Below are 19107 nucleotides of genomic sequence, written 5' to 3' on the forward strand. Positions count from 1 at the left end.
GTTTACCTCTCCTCTCCCATTTTGACTGCCTGGTGAACTCGCAATCTGCGAATCTGCCAGAGCAACATCGTTGCACCAATGACCAGCATCACCACGGTGACCCCATACAGTTGCAACATATCCTGCTGTTCAAACACAATCCGGAACGGAGGTACCTGAGCAGATACATTATCCGTCGTTTGCAGGAATGGCAGGAATAAACGACTGGATACCTGACCAATCCCAATACCTAGCAGGATCGACAGTCCCGCTGTGAACACCTGTTCCAGCAGTAACATGCCGCTCAGTTGTGCCCGGGATAAGCCCATGGCACGTAATACACCAAACTGCACAACACGTCCGGACAGGTTAAAGAACCAGTACAGCACGTATCCGATCAATGAGATAATAACCGATACCAGGAACCCAAGGCTTAGAATCCCGAATACGCCACCTCGTGACGGATGTTTAGCCTGAGATACCAATTCGGTGCGTACGTCACGTACAGATGATAACTCAATGCCTTCTGCTGCGAGTTTCTCCATTAGTGGAGCCACTTTGGCATCCGGTTCCATTTTCAGCCACACCTCATAAGGAATCAGAGGCACCTGATCATAGATATAATCCAGATTCGCCACGAAGAATGGCATCTGATCTGGATACTGGGCTGGCCAGTAAGGAATGATCCCAAACACGACGAATTCAATCGCCTGCCCCTGTACACCCATGGAGACAAGATCTCCGGTTTTTAACTTAAATTTGTCAGCAAATTTCGAAGAGATCAATACAGCCCCTTCATATTTACCAAGCAAGTCAAGGTACTTGTAGGGATGTGCCGGGAACAGGTCGTTGCGGAACCATGCCACTTGAGCAAAGTCCACATTATCAATTCCGACCAGCATTCCCTGTCCACCCGATTTACCAGAGACGATAATATTGCCCTTGGTCTGCAGCACTCTTGCTGCATGTTCCACACCATCTAATCTGCGGAATACTTCGAATGGAGGTTCAGAGTAGATGACTTTCGATGGCTGAGAAGATCCACCGCCTCCACCTGGAGCACCTCCACCGCCATTTCCTCCGCCGGGAGCGCCTCCACCACCAGAACCGCCGCCTCCGCCTTGTTGACCTCCACCTGAACCGCCATTCTGTCCGGAACTAGGCTTAATCTCAGGCGTTCCTTCCCATACGGTCTGCATGATCACATCAGAACCATAACGGTACAGTGTACGCTCGGTGGAATTCAGATCAATCGTCCGGGCCGCAGCCGAGTTGTACACCCCAAGTCCCAGTGTTAATACCAGCAGGATCATCAATGGATAATAGGAAGACGATGAACGCGATAGCTGCGTTAATGTCAGGTACAATGGGACTGGGAGAAACTTGCGACCGATTAGCTGAATAAGCTTCAATATCCACGGGAACAAGCGCAGGAAGAATAATCCTAACGCAAAGATCGCGAGTGCGGGTACAAAGAACAGAAACGGCTGTACCTGCAGCTGATCGGTTGTCATACCGGTCTGGAAGGTTAACATCTGACGTTCATAGAACAGGTAGTATCCATAGCCGGCCAGACCCAGCAACACAACATCCAGGAACCAGCGTTGCCATACTGGAGCGCGGTCTGTACGCGCTTGTCGCCGCTTGGCTGATACAATGGTTGCCCGTGCATAGGTTATCGCAGGAATAAGTGATGCGATGATGGCAACAAGGACCGCTGCTACGCCCAGCAAAATAGCTTCTTTCGATATACCGATCGGAATGGACTTCCGGTCTACGAATGACAGGAAACCGCTTGCTGAGCCGATACTCTTGGCCATAAACCAACCGAGAAACGGTCCAATAATCAACGCAATAACGCCCAGGAATATACCTTCAAGCAGGTAGAGAGAGAAGATCTGCCGAGCTGAAGCTCCACGGCTACGCAATACCGCAATATCACTCTCTTGCTTCTGTAATGACTGTCTGGCGTTCATCGCAATAAAATAAAAGACCATCGCAATCATCGGTGCTGCCAAAGTAAACAGCATGGTCTGCAATTGCAGACTCTGACTACGGAACTGCTTGAGCAGATCACCGAAGGTAATGTCTACTTTCGTATCTTTCAGCCGCTGATACAGATCGATATCCAGCCTTTCCAACATGGAAGTCAGACCCGACAACTGGCTGGTTTGAATTTCTTTCAGATCAAAGGCATAATACCAGCGTGAATTCTGAAGTGGAATGCCTTTTTCCTTCAGTAAAACATCATTAAAAACCGATTCATCCACATAAAGTCCATTCATCATGCCGTCAAATCCCTGCACCCAGTAAGGACTGTTCGGATCATCTGCCTTGAAGGAACCTGTAATCTTCACACGTAATGTGATATCAAGGCCGCTATACACCGGATATTCCAGAATATCGCCGATATGCAGATCGTTACGGTACATACCTTCTTCCAGCATAACTGCCTCGATAATATCGTCCTTGACCTGATTGCCAGGTTTCACTCCGGCAGAGTAATTCACCTGTGCATCCAGTCCACTCATCGTGCCCATACTCATACTGCGCACCCGGCTGGCGTCCACTTTCGTTGGATCTTCGGGGCTCACCTCGGTGCTGCGAATGGATCTGGAATTCACATACGTATGGAAAGGAAACCCGATGTCGCGAGGGACATCCTCACGAATATAACGATCTACTTCGTCCAGACCCCTTGTGTCTGTTTTCACACCACCAGGTGCCTGATAACTCATCAGCAACGAACCCGCTGGCAATCCCTCACTGTTATCCTGTAGCGTCTGCGCGACGACCCGTTTCAGCGCACCATCGGCATACATTGGAATACTGACGGTGAACGCAACCGCCACAATCAATCCGATCAGTGTGCTGAAGGTCATCCAGCGCGTGTTCCACATTTTGCGGAACAGCAGCCGAAGCAATGGCAGCCCCATTAGCGTCCCACTACTTTCTGGCCTACGGTCAGACCTTTCAGAATCTCGACATCCGTCGACGTCTGCTGGCCAACTTCAACGTCCACTTCACGCTTGCTGCCATCACTCTCGACGACTTGCACGTACGTTCTTGAACCGATGGAGCGTAAAGCGGATACAGGAATCACAATCGCGTTCTCGGTACGCTGCGTTACGATGGAGACCGATAGAGGTGTTCCACGTTCCACGCCTTTTGGCATTTTTGCAAGTGTAACAATTACATATTGATCCAACGATTCTTTGACCGGAGGTGTTGCTCCTTCTCCCGATCCTCCACCACTGCCGCTTCCCGATGCTTCAGCGATAGGCATGACTTTAATTTTGCCAGCGACTTTACCCGCTCCATTAATGTCTACTTCCGCTTTCATACCCGCTGAGAACTTCTCCAGATCTTCTTTGGCAAAGGTTGCTGCCACAACCAGATTGGATGTATCCGCAATCGTAGCAATCGGATCATACGCTTTCACGGCTGCACCCTTCTCTACCTGCACAGCAATAACAGTGCCTCCAAATGGAGCAGTCAACGTGGCTTTGCCCAGTTGTTCCTCCAGATCAGCGAGTTCCTGGCGTAGTTCTTCAAACGCAATCGTTGCTTCTTCGAACTCTACCGGGTCCATCTCATCCTTCTTGCGAAGTGTTTCCTTCATTTGAACTTCGGATTTGCGAATCTGCAGTTTCTTGCCACGGATCTCCTTCTCTACACTCTCCACATCGAGCACGGCGAGAAGTTGACCCTTTTTCACTTTATCCCCCGGTTTAACATTCAACTCTTTGACATGCATGCCATCGAGCGTGAAGTACACCTTCTCTTCACGCTGACTCATCATCTTGCCGCTACCACTTACTTTTTTCTCCAACGTTTCCGTCCGAACTTCATATTCCGGTTTCTTGGAGATCGTTGGCGGCGTAATTGGCGGAAGCACTTCTTCCTCTGTTTCTGACGGCAGCAATGAGCAGCCGGACATCGTTGCAACCATTATCGCACCAAGTACAATAACTGCTGCGCGTTTCCCCCTCTTCGGAGCGGCCCCTCTACTTGATAAATCTGCCGTCCGCCATTTCATAAACATGGTCCGCAACCTCCAAAATTGTAGGATCGTGTGTAGTCATACATATCGTTACTTGTTCTACTTCAATAATATTGCGGAATACGGCCATGACCTGTGCGCCCATCTTGGAATCCAGTTCTGCCGTTGGTTCATCCGCAAGCAACAATCGGGGTCTATGGGCAATGGCCTTGGCTATAGCCACCCGCTGCTGCTCGCCCCCAGACATCTCGAAAGGACGGTGCTTCACACGTTTGGACAGTCCAACCAGATCCAGACAATGGCCAACCCTGTCCTTCCATTCCGCTCGCGGTACATCCGCCATACGCAGCGACAGTTCTACATTTTCCCAAGCAGATAATAAGGGCATGAGTGCATACGCCTGAAAAATAAAACCGATCTCCTTGCGCCGCAAAGCGGTCCGCCGTCGGTCTCCCCAATCCTGAAGAGGCTGGCCGGAGAATAGAATATCTCCACTTGAAGGCTGATCCAGTCCACCGAGCATATTCAGCAAGGTTGTTTTGCCTGAGCCTGATCGTCCCTTCAGCATGACCAACTGTTGCGGATTCACTTCCATATCAATGCCTTTGAGCACATGGATGATGCGACTCCCTGTCTGAAAACTGCGATGTACGTTACGCACCTCCAATACAGGTCCATCATATGGAGGCAACATATCCTTCTTCGGTTTGATCTTCTTTTGGGGTTCATCAACGGTAGTGACAGCAGCCGCTGCCACTTCATCCGAAGCAATTTCACTTTCAGGTGAAAGAGGTTCACTCGTCGGGGGAACGTGCTCATTGTTGTATGTATTTTCTCCCGATTCCGTCAATGCCTCCAGCGGTGATTCCCCCTGTTGATGTTCATCGCCTGACTGGCTCTTGGCAGGTCTTTGTCTGAGAAATAAATTCTTCATGCCAGCAATCACGCTCATCCTTTCCTGAAATCCCGTTCATTTCTTCAAAAAACCTAAAATTAGAAATCTGTTCCATCCTACACTGAATTATAAACGACCGATCACAACTAAAAGTTACAAGCTTTTTACAACGGTAGAGGGAAAAAGTTAATATTTTGATGAAGAAACGAAAAAAGCACCCCATAGTGTGGGATGCCTCTTGTATATTCGATGGTTTTGCCGCTATAACGGCAATCATTACAATTTTGATACCGTTCATTCCTGAACATTTTTCCGGGGTATCAATGATATTATTTACCAAATGAAGAAGGATCTTCACGCCAGGATTTAAGCAGTTCAAAATCACTCTCCTGAATCGTTCCCTGAGCCAAAGCCACATCCATCAGAGCCGTGTAATTGGACAGCGTCTGAAGTGGAATTCCAGCATCTTCGAATGCTTTAACACCTTTATCCAGCTGGTAGCTGAAGATCGCAAGCACGGCGAGAGGTGTTGCACCTGCTACACGTACAGCTTCGGCTGCTTTGATTGAGCTTCCACCTGTGGAGATCAGATCTTCGATGACAACCACTTTCTGTCCTTCAGTAATCAGACCTTCGATCAGGTTCTCCTTGCCATGTCCTTTCGCTTTATCGCGAATGTAAGCCATCGGCAGATTCAGTTTCTGAGCTACCCAGGCAGCATGCGGGATACCTGCGGTTGCCGTACCTGCGATGACTTCTGCATCCGGGTACTGGTTACGAATAATCGTAGCAAAAGCTTCAGCGATATCGTTACGAATCTCGGGATAGGACATCGTTAGCCGGTTATCGCAGTATATCGGTGATTTGATGCCGGATGTCCATGTAAATGGTTGCTGCGGACGCAACGCCACGGCTTTGATTTTCAACAGTTGGGAAGCAATATGATTTGGAATCTCATTCAGTTCGATCATGCGTTCAACATCTCCTTCAAAATGGTTTCTGCCGCTTCTCGCGGATTGGGAGCGCCTGTAATAGGTCTGCCTACAACAATGTAATGACTGCCTCTAGCGATGGCTTCACCCGGCGTCAAGACGCGCGTCTGATCTCCCAGACCACTACCCGCTGGACGAATTCCCGGTGTAACGGTGTGAAAAGCACTGCCGCACGCTGCCCGAATTGCGGGCACTTCCAGTGGAGAAGCAACAACCCCATCCAGTCCGGCCTCTTGGGCCAGTCCAGCATAACGAACCACTGCAGCTTCCACACTTCCTGGAATGCCAATCTCGGTATTCATCGTTTCCAGACTCGTACTGGTCAGTTGGGTGACTGCAATGATCTCGGGCTTGCTAAGGGAAGGATCAGCAGCTATGGCTGCCTCAGCCCCTTCACGTGCAGCACGCATCATGATGGTTCCGCCGGCTGCATGTACATTGAACATGTCTACACCCAGACGCGTGATACTCTCAGCACCGCCACGAACGGTATTAGGAATGTCATGCATTTTCACATCCAGAAAAACGGAGTACCCTTTGGATTTCAGCTCCCGAATAAAGTCCGGTCCTGCTGCGTAGAACAGCTGCATGCCAACCTTCAGATAACAGGGAATGCCTTCAAGGGCTTGTACCAATGCTTTCGCTTCTTCCGCTCCAGGGTAATCCAGTGCCACCATCAGACGGCCAGCCATTTCATTGAAATTCGTGTCATTCATCACCAGCGCTCCCCTCCACTTGCTCATTTTTTCCGTTTTTGTCCGTTATAAAGGACATCCCGCCAGCCCGCAGGCTGACTGATGTCCTTCATCAGAGACTTATTTATTTTACAAAGACAGGCATTGCTTCCGAAGAGAAGTTGATCGTTTGCAGCATGATCAGCAGCGCACGAATCGTATCCAATGAAGTCATACATACAATGCCGTTTTCTACCGCTTCACGACGGATACGGAATCCATCACGCTGCGGTGTTTTGCCTTTGGTCAGTGTGTTGAAGACAAAGTTTGCTTCGCCGCTGCGGATCATATCCAGAATGTTCGGCGAACCTTCACTTAATTTGTTCACAGTCGTTACCGGAATGTTTGCTGCTTCAAGCGCAGCTGCTGTTCCGCCGGTAGCCATGATTTTGTAACCCAGTCTGTAGAAACCTTCGAGCAAAGGAACCGCTTCGTCCTTGTCTTTGTCTGCTACAGTCACAACAATCGCTCCGGTTGCCGGAATTTTCATTCCTGCTCCGATGAGACCTTTGAACAACGCTTTAGCGTAATTCGGGTCACGACCCATAACCTCACCTGTGGATTTCATCTCAGGTCCGAGGGTTGGTTCTACACGACGCAGCTTCGCGAAGGAGAAGACCGGAACTTTAACAGATACATGATCCGATTCAGGCCACAGCCCGTCAACATAACCAAGATCTTTTAGTTTCACACCCAGAATGGCTTGTGTTGCCAGGTTCGCCATCGGAATGTTGGTTACTTTGCTCAGGAATGGTACGGTACGGGATGAACGCGGGTTCACCTCGATAATGTACACTTGGCCATCATGGATAACAAACTGGATGTTGACCAAACCTACCGTTTTCAGTTCTTTCGCAATTTTGATGGTAATCTCTACAATTTTCTCTTTCAAATCCTGGGACAGATGTTGAGGAGGATATACCGCGATGGAGTCACCAGAGTGAACCCCTGCACGCTCGATATGTTCCATGATTCCCGGAATCAATACCGTTTCACCATCACAGATGGCGTCAACCTCAACTTCTTTACCCATCATGTAACGGTCGATCAGGACCGGATGCTCTGGATTGATTTTAACCGCCTGTTCCATGTATGTCAGCAATTCAGCATCGGAGTATACAATCTCCATCGCACGACCGCCGAGTACATAGGAAGGACGAACCAGTACCGGGTAGCCCAGACTTTGAGCTGTTTCTACCGCATCATCAACGGAAATGACCGTTTTACCTTTTGGCTGTGCAATCTCCAGACGGGAGAGCAGACGCTCGAACTTCTTGCGATCCTCCGCCTCATCGATGCTTTCCAGATCCGTTCCGAGAATGGTTACACCTGCATTACGCAGTGGTGCTGCCAGGTTGATAGCCGTTTGACCACCGAATTGTACGATAACCCCTACTGGTTTCTCCTGTTCAATCACGTTCATGACATCTTCGAAGAAGAGCGGTTCAAAGTACAGGCGATCCGATGTATTAAAGTCCGTAGACACCGTCTCCGGGTTATTGTTGATAATGACTGCTTCATAGCCTGCTTTTTGTAATGCCCATACTGCGTGTACAGTAGAGTAGTCGAACTCGATCCCTTGACCGATCCGGATTGGTCCTGAACCCAGCACCACAACTTTTTTCTTGTCTGAAGGGATAACTTCATTCTCTGTCTCGTAAGTTGAGTAGTAATATGGCGTTGTTGCTTCGAACTCAGCTGCACATGTATCTACCATTTTGTACACTGGGCGTAGGTTCTCTGCTTCCCGACGAGTTCTAACTTCCGCTTCAGTTGTTAATGTGCCTCCAGGTTGACCTTGCGCACGCAGTTCAGCAATGGCGCGGTCCGTGAATCCAAGGCGTTTCGCTTGATACAGAATGTCGGAAGACAATTCGGATTCTTCGCGAATGCGATCTTCGAATGCGATCAGACCTTCGATTTTGTCCAGGAACCACCAGTCAATCTTGGTCAGGTCCTGTAGTTGTTGCAACGTATAACCTCTGCGGAATGCTTCGGCAATCAGGAAGATACGCTCATCATCCGCTTTGATCAGACGTTCATTCAAAGTAGCTTCATCCAGCGTTTCTGCATCCTTCAGGTAAAGGCGGTGTACGCCGATTTCCAGGGAACGAACTGCTTTGTGAATCGACTCTTCGAATGTCCGGCCAATCGCCATCACTTCGCCTGTTGCTTTCATCTGAGTTCCCAGTTTACGGTTCGCCGAGATGAACTTGTCGAACGGCCAGCGTGGGATTTTGCTCACGATATAATCCAGCGTAGGCTCGAAGCAAGCATACGTTTGGCCTGTTACCGGGTTCACGATTTCATCCAACGTGTAACCCATGGCAATTTTGGCAGCCATTTTCGCAATCGGATAACCCGTTGCTTTGGAAGCCAAGGCCGATGAACGGCTTACCCGTGGATTTACTTCGATAACATAGTATTGGAAGCTGTGTGGGTCCAGTGCAAACTGTACGTTACATCCACCCTCGATGTTCAGGGCACGGATGATTTTCAGGGAAGCTGAACGCAGCATTTGATATTCACGGTCCGACAATGTTTGGCTTGGTGCTACGACGATACTGTCGCCTGTATGAACACCTACTGGGTCAAAGTTTTCCATGTTGCAGACAACGATACAGTTATCGTTTTTGTCCCGCATCACTTCATACTCGACTTCTTTCATGCCTGCAATGCTCTTCTCGACCAGACATTGCCCAATCGGGCTGTAACGAATTCCCGCTGCCACCGTCTCGCGCAGCTCTTCTTCATTCGCACAGATTCCGCCGCCTGTTCCGCCCAGTGTATAGGCTGGACGCACAATGATTGGATAACCAATCTCATTCGCAAATTCAAGTGATTCTTCAAGTGTAGTTACGATTACACTCTCAGGTACAGGTTGTTCCAATTCACGCATGAGGTCACGGAACAGATCCCGATCTTCCGCTTTCTCGATGGATGTCAGTTGCGTTCCGAGCAATTTCACATTTTCACGTTCCAGCACACCTGCACGAGCCAGCTCTACAGCCATGTTCAGACCTGTTTGACCCCCCAGTGTTGGCAGCAAGCCATCTGGACGCTCTTGACGAATGATTTGCGTTACAAACTCCAGAGTGATTGGCTCGATGTAGACTTTGTCAGCCATGTTCGTATCCGTCATGATGGTCGCCGGGTTGCTGTTAATGAGTACAACTTCCACGCCTTCTTCTTTCAGTGCCTGGCAAGCTTGTGTACCGGCATAGTCGAACTCGGCCGCTTGACCGATGACGATTGGACCGGAACCAATCACCAGAATTTTTTTGAGATCTTTGTTAATCGGCATGTTATTGTGCTCCTTTCACTGCGGCTGCCAGTACGGCTTGACGCGGCTTTTGCGGGTTAGTGATTTTGTGCTCGCGAATCATCTCGATGAAACGGTCGAACAGGTAGCTGTTGTCGTAAGGACCCGGGGCTGCTTCAGGGTGATATTGAACCGAGAATGCCGGGAATGTTTTATGTTTCAGACCTTCAATGGTCTTATCGTTATTGTTGATATGTGTAACTTCCAGGTCTGTACTCTTCACAGACTCTTCGTTTACGGTAAATCCATGGTTCTGGGATGTGATGAAGCAACGTCCGCTCTCCAATTCTTTCACCGGGTGGTTTCCTCCGCGATGTCCAAACTTGAGTTTTTCGGTGTCTGCTCCTGCCGCAAGTGCGAACAATTGGTGACCCAGGCAGATGCCGAAGATCGGGTATTCGCCAAGCAGTTCACTGATCATGTTAACTGCGTGAGGTACGTCTTTCGGGTCCCCAGGGCCGTTGGACAGTTGAATGCCGTCCGGGTTCAAGCGACGAATCTCATCTGCTGTTACATCATGTGGAACAACGACAACGTCACAGTTACGTTTGCTGAGTTCACGCAAGATTCCTGTTTTCGCACCGTAATCCACGAGCACAATACGTTCAGCCGTTCCCGGGCTGTTGTAGACATGCTCCGTAGAAGTCATAGGCACCTGGTTACGCAGCTCGGCGATGGTGGTGTCTCCCATCATCTCCAGCAGTTCTTCCACAGGCTTCGATCCTGTTGTGAGAATTCCCTTCATTGTGCCGTGGTGACGAATCCGGCGAGTCAACATGCGTGTATCAATTTCGCTGATTCCTACGATACCGTATTCCTTGAGCAGATTGTCTACGCTGTATTCCGCACGCCAGTTGCTTGGCGTTGGCTCATGGCGACGCACGACGAAACCGTGCACGTATGGACGAATTGACTCAAAGTCATCACGCGTAATGCCGTAGTTTCCGATCAGCGGATACGTCATGGTTACGATTTGACCGCAATAGGAAGGATCCGAAAGCACCTCTTGATAGCCTGTAATTCCCGTATTAAAAACGACCTCACCTGTCGTTTCACCTTCAGCACCGAATGCTTTCCCGGTGAACAGTGTGCCGTCTTCCAACAATAATCTTGCCTGTGCCTGCATCCCATTTCACTCCTCTGTGTTTATCAACGTTGAATGCATTGGGGTTGAACTTTCTGGAAACTTCGTGCGGCTCCGTGGGCAGAAAACCCTTTGATCGCTGTTATCCCCGGATTACTTTGATCCCATTCTTCAAATGGAGTAATTCGGTGATAAAGGCGAACGCTTTGCTTCTTCGGGTTCTTTCTGCCCACTCCGCAGTTACGTTGGTGTCCAAGTTCAAAATCATGACATTCAACTTTGCTTTGTTTCGTATGTTAGACTCTCGGCATGATTTGCCTCGAGTTAGTTGAAAAGATGTTACTGTGTACTAATTTTTCAATTTACTAAATTACCGTTTTACTGGTGTACCGTGTTTTGCCATACGCTTTTGCCATCCACCCATGTTTGTGTGGCCCAGCCTTTAAGCTTCCAGCCTGTGAATGGTGTGTTTCTTCCTTTGGTTGCAAACGTTGCAGGATCAACTGCTTTTTCCTCGTTCAGGTCAATCATCGTGATATCCGCTGGTGCTCCCTCTTCAAGTTTGCCTGTATCCAGTCGGAATACACGTGCCGGATCAGCAGTCATGCGTTTCACCAGGAAGTCCAAGCTCCAAAGTCCTGTTTCCACAAACTTCGTGTACAGCAGCGGGAAGGCTGTTTCGAATCCAACGATTCCGAAGGGTGCCAGCTCCATGCCTTTGGCTTTCTCTTCTTCACTGTGTGGCGCGTGATCGGTTACGATCATGTCCAGCGTACCGTCCAGCAAACCTTCGATACAAGCCTGCACATCACGTGGTGAGCGTAGCGGCGGGTTCATTTTCCAGTTGGCGTCCATGCCCGGGATATCTTCATCCGACAACACCAGATGGTGCGGACATACCTCAGCAGTTACTTTAATGCCGATGGACTTTGCCAGACGAATCAGGCGAACTGACTGCTCTGTACTTACGTGGCAGACGTGGTAATGAACTCCCGTTGCTTCTGCGAGCAGGATATCACGGCCAACGTGGATGGCCTCGGATTCATTTGGAATCCCTTTGATGCCGTGACGCTTCGAAAACTCGCCTTCCGTCACATATCCACCGACAACCAGTGAGTCATCTTCACAGTGTGCGATAACTGGCATATCCATGCTTGCCGCAAGGCTCATGGCATCCTTCATCATTTGAGCGTTTTGTACGCCTACACCGTCATCCGTGAATCCAATAGCTCCTGCTTCTTTTAATGCGGCAAAATCGGTAAGTTCACGACCCAGCTCGTTTTTTGTAATAGCTGCATAAGGCAACACTTTAACCAGATCAGCTTCTTTGGCTTTATCCAATACCAGTTTCACAACTTCAGCTGTGTCTGTTACTGGTCTTGTGTTCGGCATGCAAGCGATCGTTGTAAATCCGCCTTGTGCTGCTGAACGGGCACCTGTTTCGATCGTCTCTTTGTGTTCGAATCCAGGTTCACGCAGATGCACGTGCATATCGATCAATCCGGGAATGACCAGTTTGCCTGATGCGTCTGTCACACTTTGCGCTGACTTTTCGGCATCCAATACGGCTTGGTCTTCCAGACCAGCGATCTTTTTAATTTTACCTTCATCTATAATGATGGTTTTCCGTTCAAGTTCCCCTTGTTGGTTCAAGATGTTCGCGTTCTTTATAATCTGTAGCATAATTGCCCTCCGCTTCGGTTCTGTCCGGCTTACCAGGCAAGCCGGGTGATTTTCTTTATCGTGTACTCTCTTATTGCTCTATAAGAACTACCGTACCGTCAGCCTATGACCCACAGCCAGACCCTGTTACAGTTTCATCGCACGTTCCATAACCGCCATGCGGATTGGAACGCCGTTTGCCATCTGCGGGAAAATCCGTGATGCTTCACTCTCCACAACCGCGTCATCTACCTCGACGTTGCGATTCACAGGAGCAGGGTGCATGATAATGGTTCTTGGTTTTAGGCGTGATGCCCGTTCTTCCGTCAATCCGTAGTGTTCGCGATAATCCTCAGCTGAAGTAATTAAGCCATGTTGATGACGTTCCAGTTGAACACGGAGCATCATGACTACATCTGCATCCAGCGCTTCTTCGAGACCGACATAAGGAGCATGCTCTGCGAGTTCCGGTGCCTGCATCGTTTGCGGTGCACAGAAGCGTACATCTGCGCCAAACTTTTGCAGTGCCCACAGGTTGGAGCGCGCTACGCGGCTATGCAGAATGTCACCGATGATGGAGACACGCAAGCCCTTCAGTTCGCCAAATGCTTTTCGCATCGTGTAGAGGTCCAGCAGTGCTTGTGTAGGATGCTCATTGTTGCCGTCTCCAGCGTTCACGAGCGGAACACTCACTTTCTGAGCCAGTTGTTGCAGAACGCCTGCCGGTTTCAACCGGATCACGCCTGCATCAATGCCCATCGACTCAAGTGTGCGTACCGTATCGTAGATGGACTCTCCTTTTTCCACACTGGATGCGGCTGCCGTAAAGTTCAGCACTTGTGCACCCAGGCGTTTCTCTGCCATTTCGAAGGAAAAACGGGTACGTGTGCTGTTCTCGAAGAACATGTTCGCAACGAAGCGTGATTCCAGTACAGGAACCAGTTTCTCTTTCTGCGCTTCCCAGTGAGCTGCTCTGTTCAGAATCGACTCGATCTCTCCTCGGCTAAGTTCCTTCAATCCAAGCAAGCTCCGGTCTCTCAATGCTGTCTGTGTAATCATCATGCTTGCTCCCCCCGGTTCTGAGTGATTTTGACTTCGTCCTGTCCGTCCGTTTCCATGAGTGCAACCTCGATCTCCTCTGATTTGGAAGTCGGCACATTCTTACCGATAAAATCAGGTCGAATCGGAAGTTCCCGGTGTCCGCGGTCTGCGAGTACAGCCAGCTGAATGTTCTGCGGTCTTCCGCAGTCCATCAGGGCATCCATCGCTGCGCGAATCGTCCGTCCGGTATAGAGCACATCATCGAACAAAATCACTTTTTTGTTATGAATCGAAAGTGATTCAGGTGTCATAATCAACATTTCCTTGCGATTCGCTTTATTTTCATCCAAGCGGTCATCGCGGTAAGGAGTCACATCCAGTTCTCCCCAGGGGACTTTGGCGCCTTCGATTTCTTCAATCTTGGCTGCGATCCGTTCTGCCAGGTAGACCCCGCGTGTACGGATACCGACCAACACACAATCGTCGATTCCTTTGTTTTTCTCCAATATCTCATGGGCAATCCGTGTTAATGCGCGGCGGATCGCCGTCTCATCCATAATGACATGTGTCTCTGTGCTCATGCGTTCAGCCTCCTCAGGATTTCCCTCCAGATCATGGCCCCGTGACGAGGAGAACAAAAAAGACTCCTTGCCGTGTTTATTGGCAAGGAGTCTCCGAACTTCAGACCGCTCTGAAGAAAGTTTACTCTCGGGGATGCATCGCTTCATTTGCCGCAGCAAAAAACGATGTATCGTTCACGTTACCTTGCCAGTCTCACGGGACTGATTTAAAGGTGCTATTCATGTCGTTCATATTGCAGGACCTCACAGGGTTCTGTACTCAATATGTCCGTTTGTCTTCATGAATTATGACAGAAAGACAACCCCCTGTCAACACCTCACCATCGCAGGTGAAAATCCTCTGCTACGTTCTTCTTAGAATCAGCAGTTAGGCCGAAAAACATCCATGCACATTACATCTCATTGGTTATTCATAATTATACAACATTTCTGTATATTTATCCATATAAAAATGAGAAATCCGTTATAGCCAAAATAACCCTCTGACTATATTCAATGTTGATATATATCCCTTCATTTTAGAACAAACGGTGCGTTTCCTCTTACGAAATATATGAAGGCTCTGCATTAGGTCCAAGTGAAATGGGTACAGTTTATAAACACGAACCCATTCCTATATGCTTAAAAAAAGCCAATATACATACGATTCACAAATATCAGTCATAGAAATAAGATACGTCCTACATTTATGTACATTTAGGAGGAAGTCATGCGTCACATTTGGCACGTTTACAAAACAGACTGGTTGCATATTCTGAAGGTTCCCACAGGTATATTTCTAATTGTGGCAATAATTTTACTACCCGGGGTATATGACTGGGTCAATGTGAAATCCGTCTGGGACCCGTACAGTAATACCCAAGGGATCAAAATTGCGGTGACAACTGAGGACAAGGGTGCGACTGTTGAAGGAACCAACGTTAATATCGGAGATGAATTGGTGTCGAGCCTGAAGCAAAACGAAAAGCTGGGCTGGACTTTTGTGGACCAGGCTGAGGCTAATCGGGGTGTGCAAACTGGAGAGTATTATGCAAGCCTGCTCATTCCGGGGGACTTTTCATCCAAAATTACAGGCATCGTTGATGGGAAGCTGGAACGACCGGAAGTAATCTATACCGTCAATGAAAAGGTGAATGCCATTGCTCCAAAAATCACAGGCTCCGGTGTATCTGCGATAACAACGCAAATCAATGAGAATTTCACCGAAGCCGTTAGTGAGGCCGTTCTAACCAAGCTGAAGGAAGCCGGGGTTGAAATTAATGCGCAGCTTCCAACATTACGCAAGATGGAGAATGGCATTTTCACGCTGGAGAAGAATCTTCCGGCTATACAAGCCGCTGGTCAAAAGGTTCTGGAAGTAGAAAAAGCCATGCCTGAGATTGTAAAAGATGCTCAAAAGATCGTTGAAATAGAAAAAAAACTGCCTGAAATCAATGAAGCGGCACAATATGTGCTCAAGGTGCAGGAGTATTGGCCACAAATTAATGATGCGGCTTCCGAAGTGCTGGCTATCCAGGGGCGGATTCCCGATATACAAAAAGCTGTGGAACGCATTCAAGAAGTGGATGAAAACTTTGGTCAGGTATCAGGTGTCATCCAAACGGCACTGGATAAAACCGACAAAGCTCTGTCTATCGTCACGGCCGCAGAGCAAGATTTGGACAAAGTATCACAAATCGCTGGCAACGGGATTGAGCTGGCCGAAGGCTTGAATCAATTTGTGGATTCCAGTGAAGAAGCGTTTCAGGCGATTGGCCCAGCGATCCGCCAAAATCTACTGCTAGTGCAACAGATTACTAACGCTGCAGGGGACATATTTACACAATTGCAAAATTTGGATCTTAACAACCTGCCAACCGCAGAAGATCTCGATCGAATTGCTACGCGTTTAGGGATTGCGGTAAAACTCGTCGACAGTATGGCAGAACTACTGGGCAACATCGACAACTTGCTTCCAAGCCAACCACTTGCCGATAAAATTACACAACTGAACACCGTTTCAGATAAACTTCAGTTGCAAATCCGCTTGGCTGGCATCATCAGTAATGCCATGCGTCGCAATACAACTCCACCGGCAGATGTCATCGCTCAGTTAAATACTCTCTCGAAGGATATTAGCAGCAGGATTGGCAATACCTTAAACACCTATGAAAGTGAAATATCGCCTGCTCTTGCAACTGGTGCGGATAAGCTCAGGTCTATCCTCTCCACTTCAGCAGAAACTCTACAAGGGGCAAAGGATCGTATACCGGATATTGCTGACATTCTTGCATCAGCCAAAGAAGGGATTATGTTTGGGCAGACCGAGTTGACGAAAATCCAGAGCGAACTGCCTCAAATACAATTGAAGATCCATGAGATATCGGAGACTCTCGCGAACAAAAGTGAAGGTTTTATCCAAGCTTTAAACACCGTGTCTTCATTAATTCGGACCGATCTGCCCAAGCTGGGAAGCAAACTGAACGAAGCCGCTGATTTTGTTCGTAATGATCTGCCTAATGCCGAGAAACAGATAGGCAAGGCATCCGATTTTGTAGAGAATCAGCTGCCGCAGGTCGAAAAAGGAGTTCACCGTGTTGCCACGCTGGTACGTGATGATCTGCCAGCATTGGAAAGTGCCATCAGCAAGGCTGCGGACAAGCTCAGGGAAGTTGAAGGTAATAACCAGTTTGCCGAACTTGCCAAGCTTCTGCGCGGCGACATTGAGGAAGAGAGTGCTTTCCTTTCGAGTCCCGTGCAAATCAAAGAACAGCAACTTTACCCGATTCCGAATTATGGATCGGCAATGTCGCCATTTTATGGCGTGTTGTCCTTGTGGGTCGGTTCAACGCTGCTGATCTCCCTGCTTCGTGCTGAAGCCGAAAATCCGGATGGCAAGTTCCGGGGATACGAGTTGTATCTCGGACGTCTTGCTACTTTTCTAACCATTGGATTGCTTCAGGCGGTATGCGTCACCCTGGGAGATATCTTAATCCTGGGTACTTACGTCGCAGATAAACTGTGGTTTGTCCTGTTTGCCATGCTGGTGAGTGCCGTATTTGTCACCATAACGTACACCCTGCTATCCGTATTTGGGAATATCGGAAAAGGGATAGCCATTATCTTCATGGTGTTCCAGTTCTCCAGCTCGGGCGGTACGTTCCCGATCAGCATGACATCACCCTTTTTCCAGGCATTGAATCCGTTCATGCCCTTCACATATGCGATTAGCCTGCTGCGTGAGTCGGTCGGCGGCATCTTGTGGTCTACTGCCATCAAAGATATTCTGTGGTTATGTATGTTCATCGCGCTGAGCCTCATCATTGCCCTTGCTTTGAAACGACCACTAAGCAGTCTCACCAAACGTTCAGCCGAGAATGCCAAGAAGACCAAGATTATTGCTTAACTCATGTGCTGGATACTAAACGAGATAAGGCCATTGGAGTTTACATCCCATGGCCTTATCTCGTTTCCCTATATGAATCGATACATTTTGATTATTTCACTGAGCGTTCCTGTTCCAACTGATCATAGGATTGCTTGATTGTTGTTAATGTTTCTACATGGCGATAGATGTTGTTACTTGCCGTAACGATAACACATAACATGATCAAACCTATAACTACTTTTTTCCCCAATCCTCGACGGAGGCCGATAACGAAACCCCCACCCAACAGGAAGAACGCAAACAGATAATGTCCCGCATACAGGTACATATCGTATTGAAACACAGCTAGACCAAAGCCCACGACTACATGAAGCAAAAAGGCAAACAAAATATATGGCACAAGGGTCCACACTTCTCGTTCACGAATGCCTTTAATGAAGCCCATGAATGCCAGTAGTAAAATAAAGATACCTGTCATCTGCACATAGATTGGATTGGAACGGGATAGATCCGTAACAAAGGCTGCCATGCCCGGGTCCAGTAAATGCATCTTCGGTGTCAGCATTGGATTGATGGTTAACATGTTTAATGCTTTCCAGTGAACTGCAAATTGGAATGGTGTTGCATAACTGGTCCCGCCATTTTGAATGCCCAACAGCCAGTTACTAACCCAGCTACGACCTCCGAATGCAACATACTGAATGCCTGTGAATACGGCAATGATTACAACTGCCAGTGCCATGATTCCAATGAACTTTTTCAAATTCGCCTTATTACGCCATCCATGCATATTGAAAAAAGTGGCAGCTGCAAACGGTACGATATTCGTCGAGGTTAACCCGAAGTTAATCGATGCAAGCAACGCATTGGGTACATAACATACGTCCTGACGCTCACGAGTATACTGCAAGTAAACCACCGAGAACAGGATAACGAACTGTACATACGGATATGAGTCCGGAATCAATGCGGTATACATTAAATAGGAACTGAAACCAAACAACAAAGCGAACAGCAGCGGTGTGATGCTCGGCTTGTCTTCTTTTTGACTCAGAAACAGATACGCCAGCACTACCGAACCCGCATTCACTAACGATTGCAGGATTAGAAAGAACCAGTTGCCTCCCAGCAGCTTCGCTACAGCCGCAAGGGTGACTGCCAGAAAGGAAATCAGCGGATGGATAACAGAAGAACTATTGTCCCCATAATACATGGAAGGATCAAAGTTGAATAAATTGATCGGAAACAGCGTCGTATTAAATGGGGTATACGTCCCAAGCATATCTGCATTATTTTCAATGTACAGAACATACGAGCCGTTCATTAAACCATAGAACAGAGCAAATCCCGCAAACAGGTAGAAGGCTATCCAGTTGGCTCTGCGATTATAAAATAAGTAATCTAAAAAGTTCATTCTTTCATTTCACATCCAATAAATTTTATAAAA

12 protein-coding genes are annotated in these 19107 nt (G+C 48.3%); 1 reads left to right on the plus strand and 11 read right to left on the minus strand.

Translation table 11 applies throughout. The annotated features are described in order from the left end of the window. Positions 1–2: 2 nt before the first annotated feature. From HF638_RS19065 to pyrR, 10 genes are all read right to left on the minus strand, one after another. On the minus strand, positions 3–2915 hold the full coding sequence (locus HF638_RS19065; RefSeq protein WP_169481593.1) for an ABC transporter permease: 2913 nt from the start codon (positions 2913–2915) through the stop codon (positions 3–5). Further along, positions 2915–4024 carry an efflux RND transporter periplasmic adaptor subunit gene (locus tag HF638_RS19070; protein ID WP_169481594.1) on the minus strand — a complete coding sequence of 370 codons (1110 nt, stop codon included), beginning with the start codon at positions 4022–4024 and terminating at the stop codon, positions 2915–2917. The genes HF638_RS19065 and HF638_RS19070 overlap by 1 nt, the downstream gene beginning before the upstream one ends. Beyond that, a complete protein-coding gene (locus tag HF638_RS19075; RefSeq protein WP_169481595.1) occupies positions 3987–4934 on the minus strand; it encodes an ABC transporter ATP-binding protein in 948 nt (315 codons plus the stop codon). Before HF638_RS19075 ends, HF638_RS19070 begins: the two co-directional genes overlap by 38 nt. A gap of 272 nt (positions 4935–5206) precedes the next feature. Next, a complete protein-coding gene (gene pyrE / locus HF638_RS19080; protein ID WP_036674850.1) occupies positions 5207–5848 on the minus strand; it encodes an orotate phosphoribosyltransferase in 642 nt (213 codons plus the stop codon). Next, complete coding sequence (gene pyrF / locus HF638_RS19085; protein WP_169481596.1) at positions 5845–6585, minus strand: orotidine-5'-phosphate decarboxylase; 741 nt, start codon at positions 6583–6585, stop codon at positions 5845–5847. The genes pyrE and pyrF overlap by 4 nt, the downstream gene beginning before the upstream one ends. A 103-nt stretch (positions 6586–6688) precedes the next feature. Then, positions 6689–9907: a carbamoyl-phosphate synthase large subunit gene (gene carB, locus HF638_RS19090; protein ID WP_169481597.1), complete on the minus strand. Its 3219-nt coding sequence runs from the start codon at positions 9905–9907 to the stop codon at positions 6689–6691. A 1-nt stretch (position 9908) separates the two neighbouring features. After that, positions 9909–11051, minus strand: a complete 1143-nt coding sequence (gene carA, locus HF638_RS19095) for a glutamine-hydrolyzing carbamoyl-phosphate synthase small subunit (RefSeq protein ID WP_169481598.1) — start codon at positions 11049–11051, stop codon at positions 9909–9911. A gap of 336 nt (positions 11052–11387) precedes the next feature. Beyond that, positions 11388–12692, minus strand: a complete 1305-nt coding sequence (locus HF638_RS19100) for a dihydroorotase (protein WP_169481599.1) — start codon at positions 12690–12692, stop codon at positions 11388–11390. A 126-nt stretch (positions 12693–12818) separates the two neighbouring features. Then, positions 12819–13730 carry an aspartate carbamoyltransferase catalytic subunit gene (locus HF638_RS19105; RefSeq protein ID WP_481856168.1) on the minus strand — a complete coding sequence of 304 codons (912 nt, stop codon included), beginning with the start codon at positions 13728–13730 and terminating at the stop codon, positions 12819–12821. Further along, on the minus strand, positions 13730–14293 hold the full coding sequence (gene pyrR / locus HF638_RS19110; protein ID WP_017687330.1) for a bifunctional pyr operon transcriptional regulator/uracil phosphoribosyltransferase PyrR: 564 nt from the start codon (positions 14291–14293) through the stop codon (positions 13730–13732). Before pyrR ends, HF638_RS19105 begins: the two co-directional genes overlap by 1 nt. Before the next feature lie 709 nt (positions 14294–15002). Between pyrR and HF638_RS19115 the strand changes: the two genes are divergently transcribed. Next, positions 15003–17678, plus strand: coding sequence for a YhgE/Pip domain-containing protein (locus HF638_RS19115; protein ID WP_169481601.1), 2676 nt, complete (start codon positions 15003–15005; stop codon positions 17676–17678). Between the two features lie 91 nt (positions 17679–17769). Here HF638_RS19115 and HF638_RS19120 read toward each other — a convergent pair whose 3' ends face one another. Beyond that, the gene (locus HF638_RS19120; RefSeq protein WP_169481602.1) at positions 17770–19074 is read right to left on the minus strand and encodes a DUF6080 domain-containing protein; all 1305 of its coding nucleotides are present in this window, start codon (positions 19072–19074) and stop codon (positions 17770–17772) included. Positions 19075–19107 lie beyond the last annotated feature (33 nt).

It is taken from the genome of Paenibacillus sp. SZ31, assembly GCF_012912005.1.
GTDB lineage: Bacteria > Bacillota > Bacilli > Paenibacillales > Paenibacillaceae > Paenibacillus.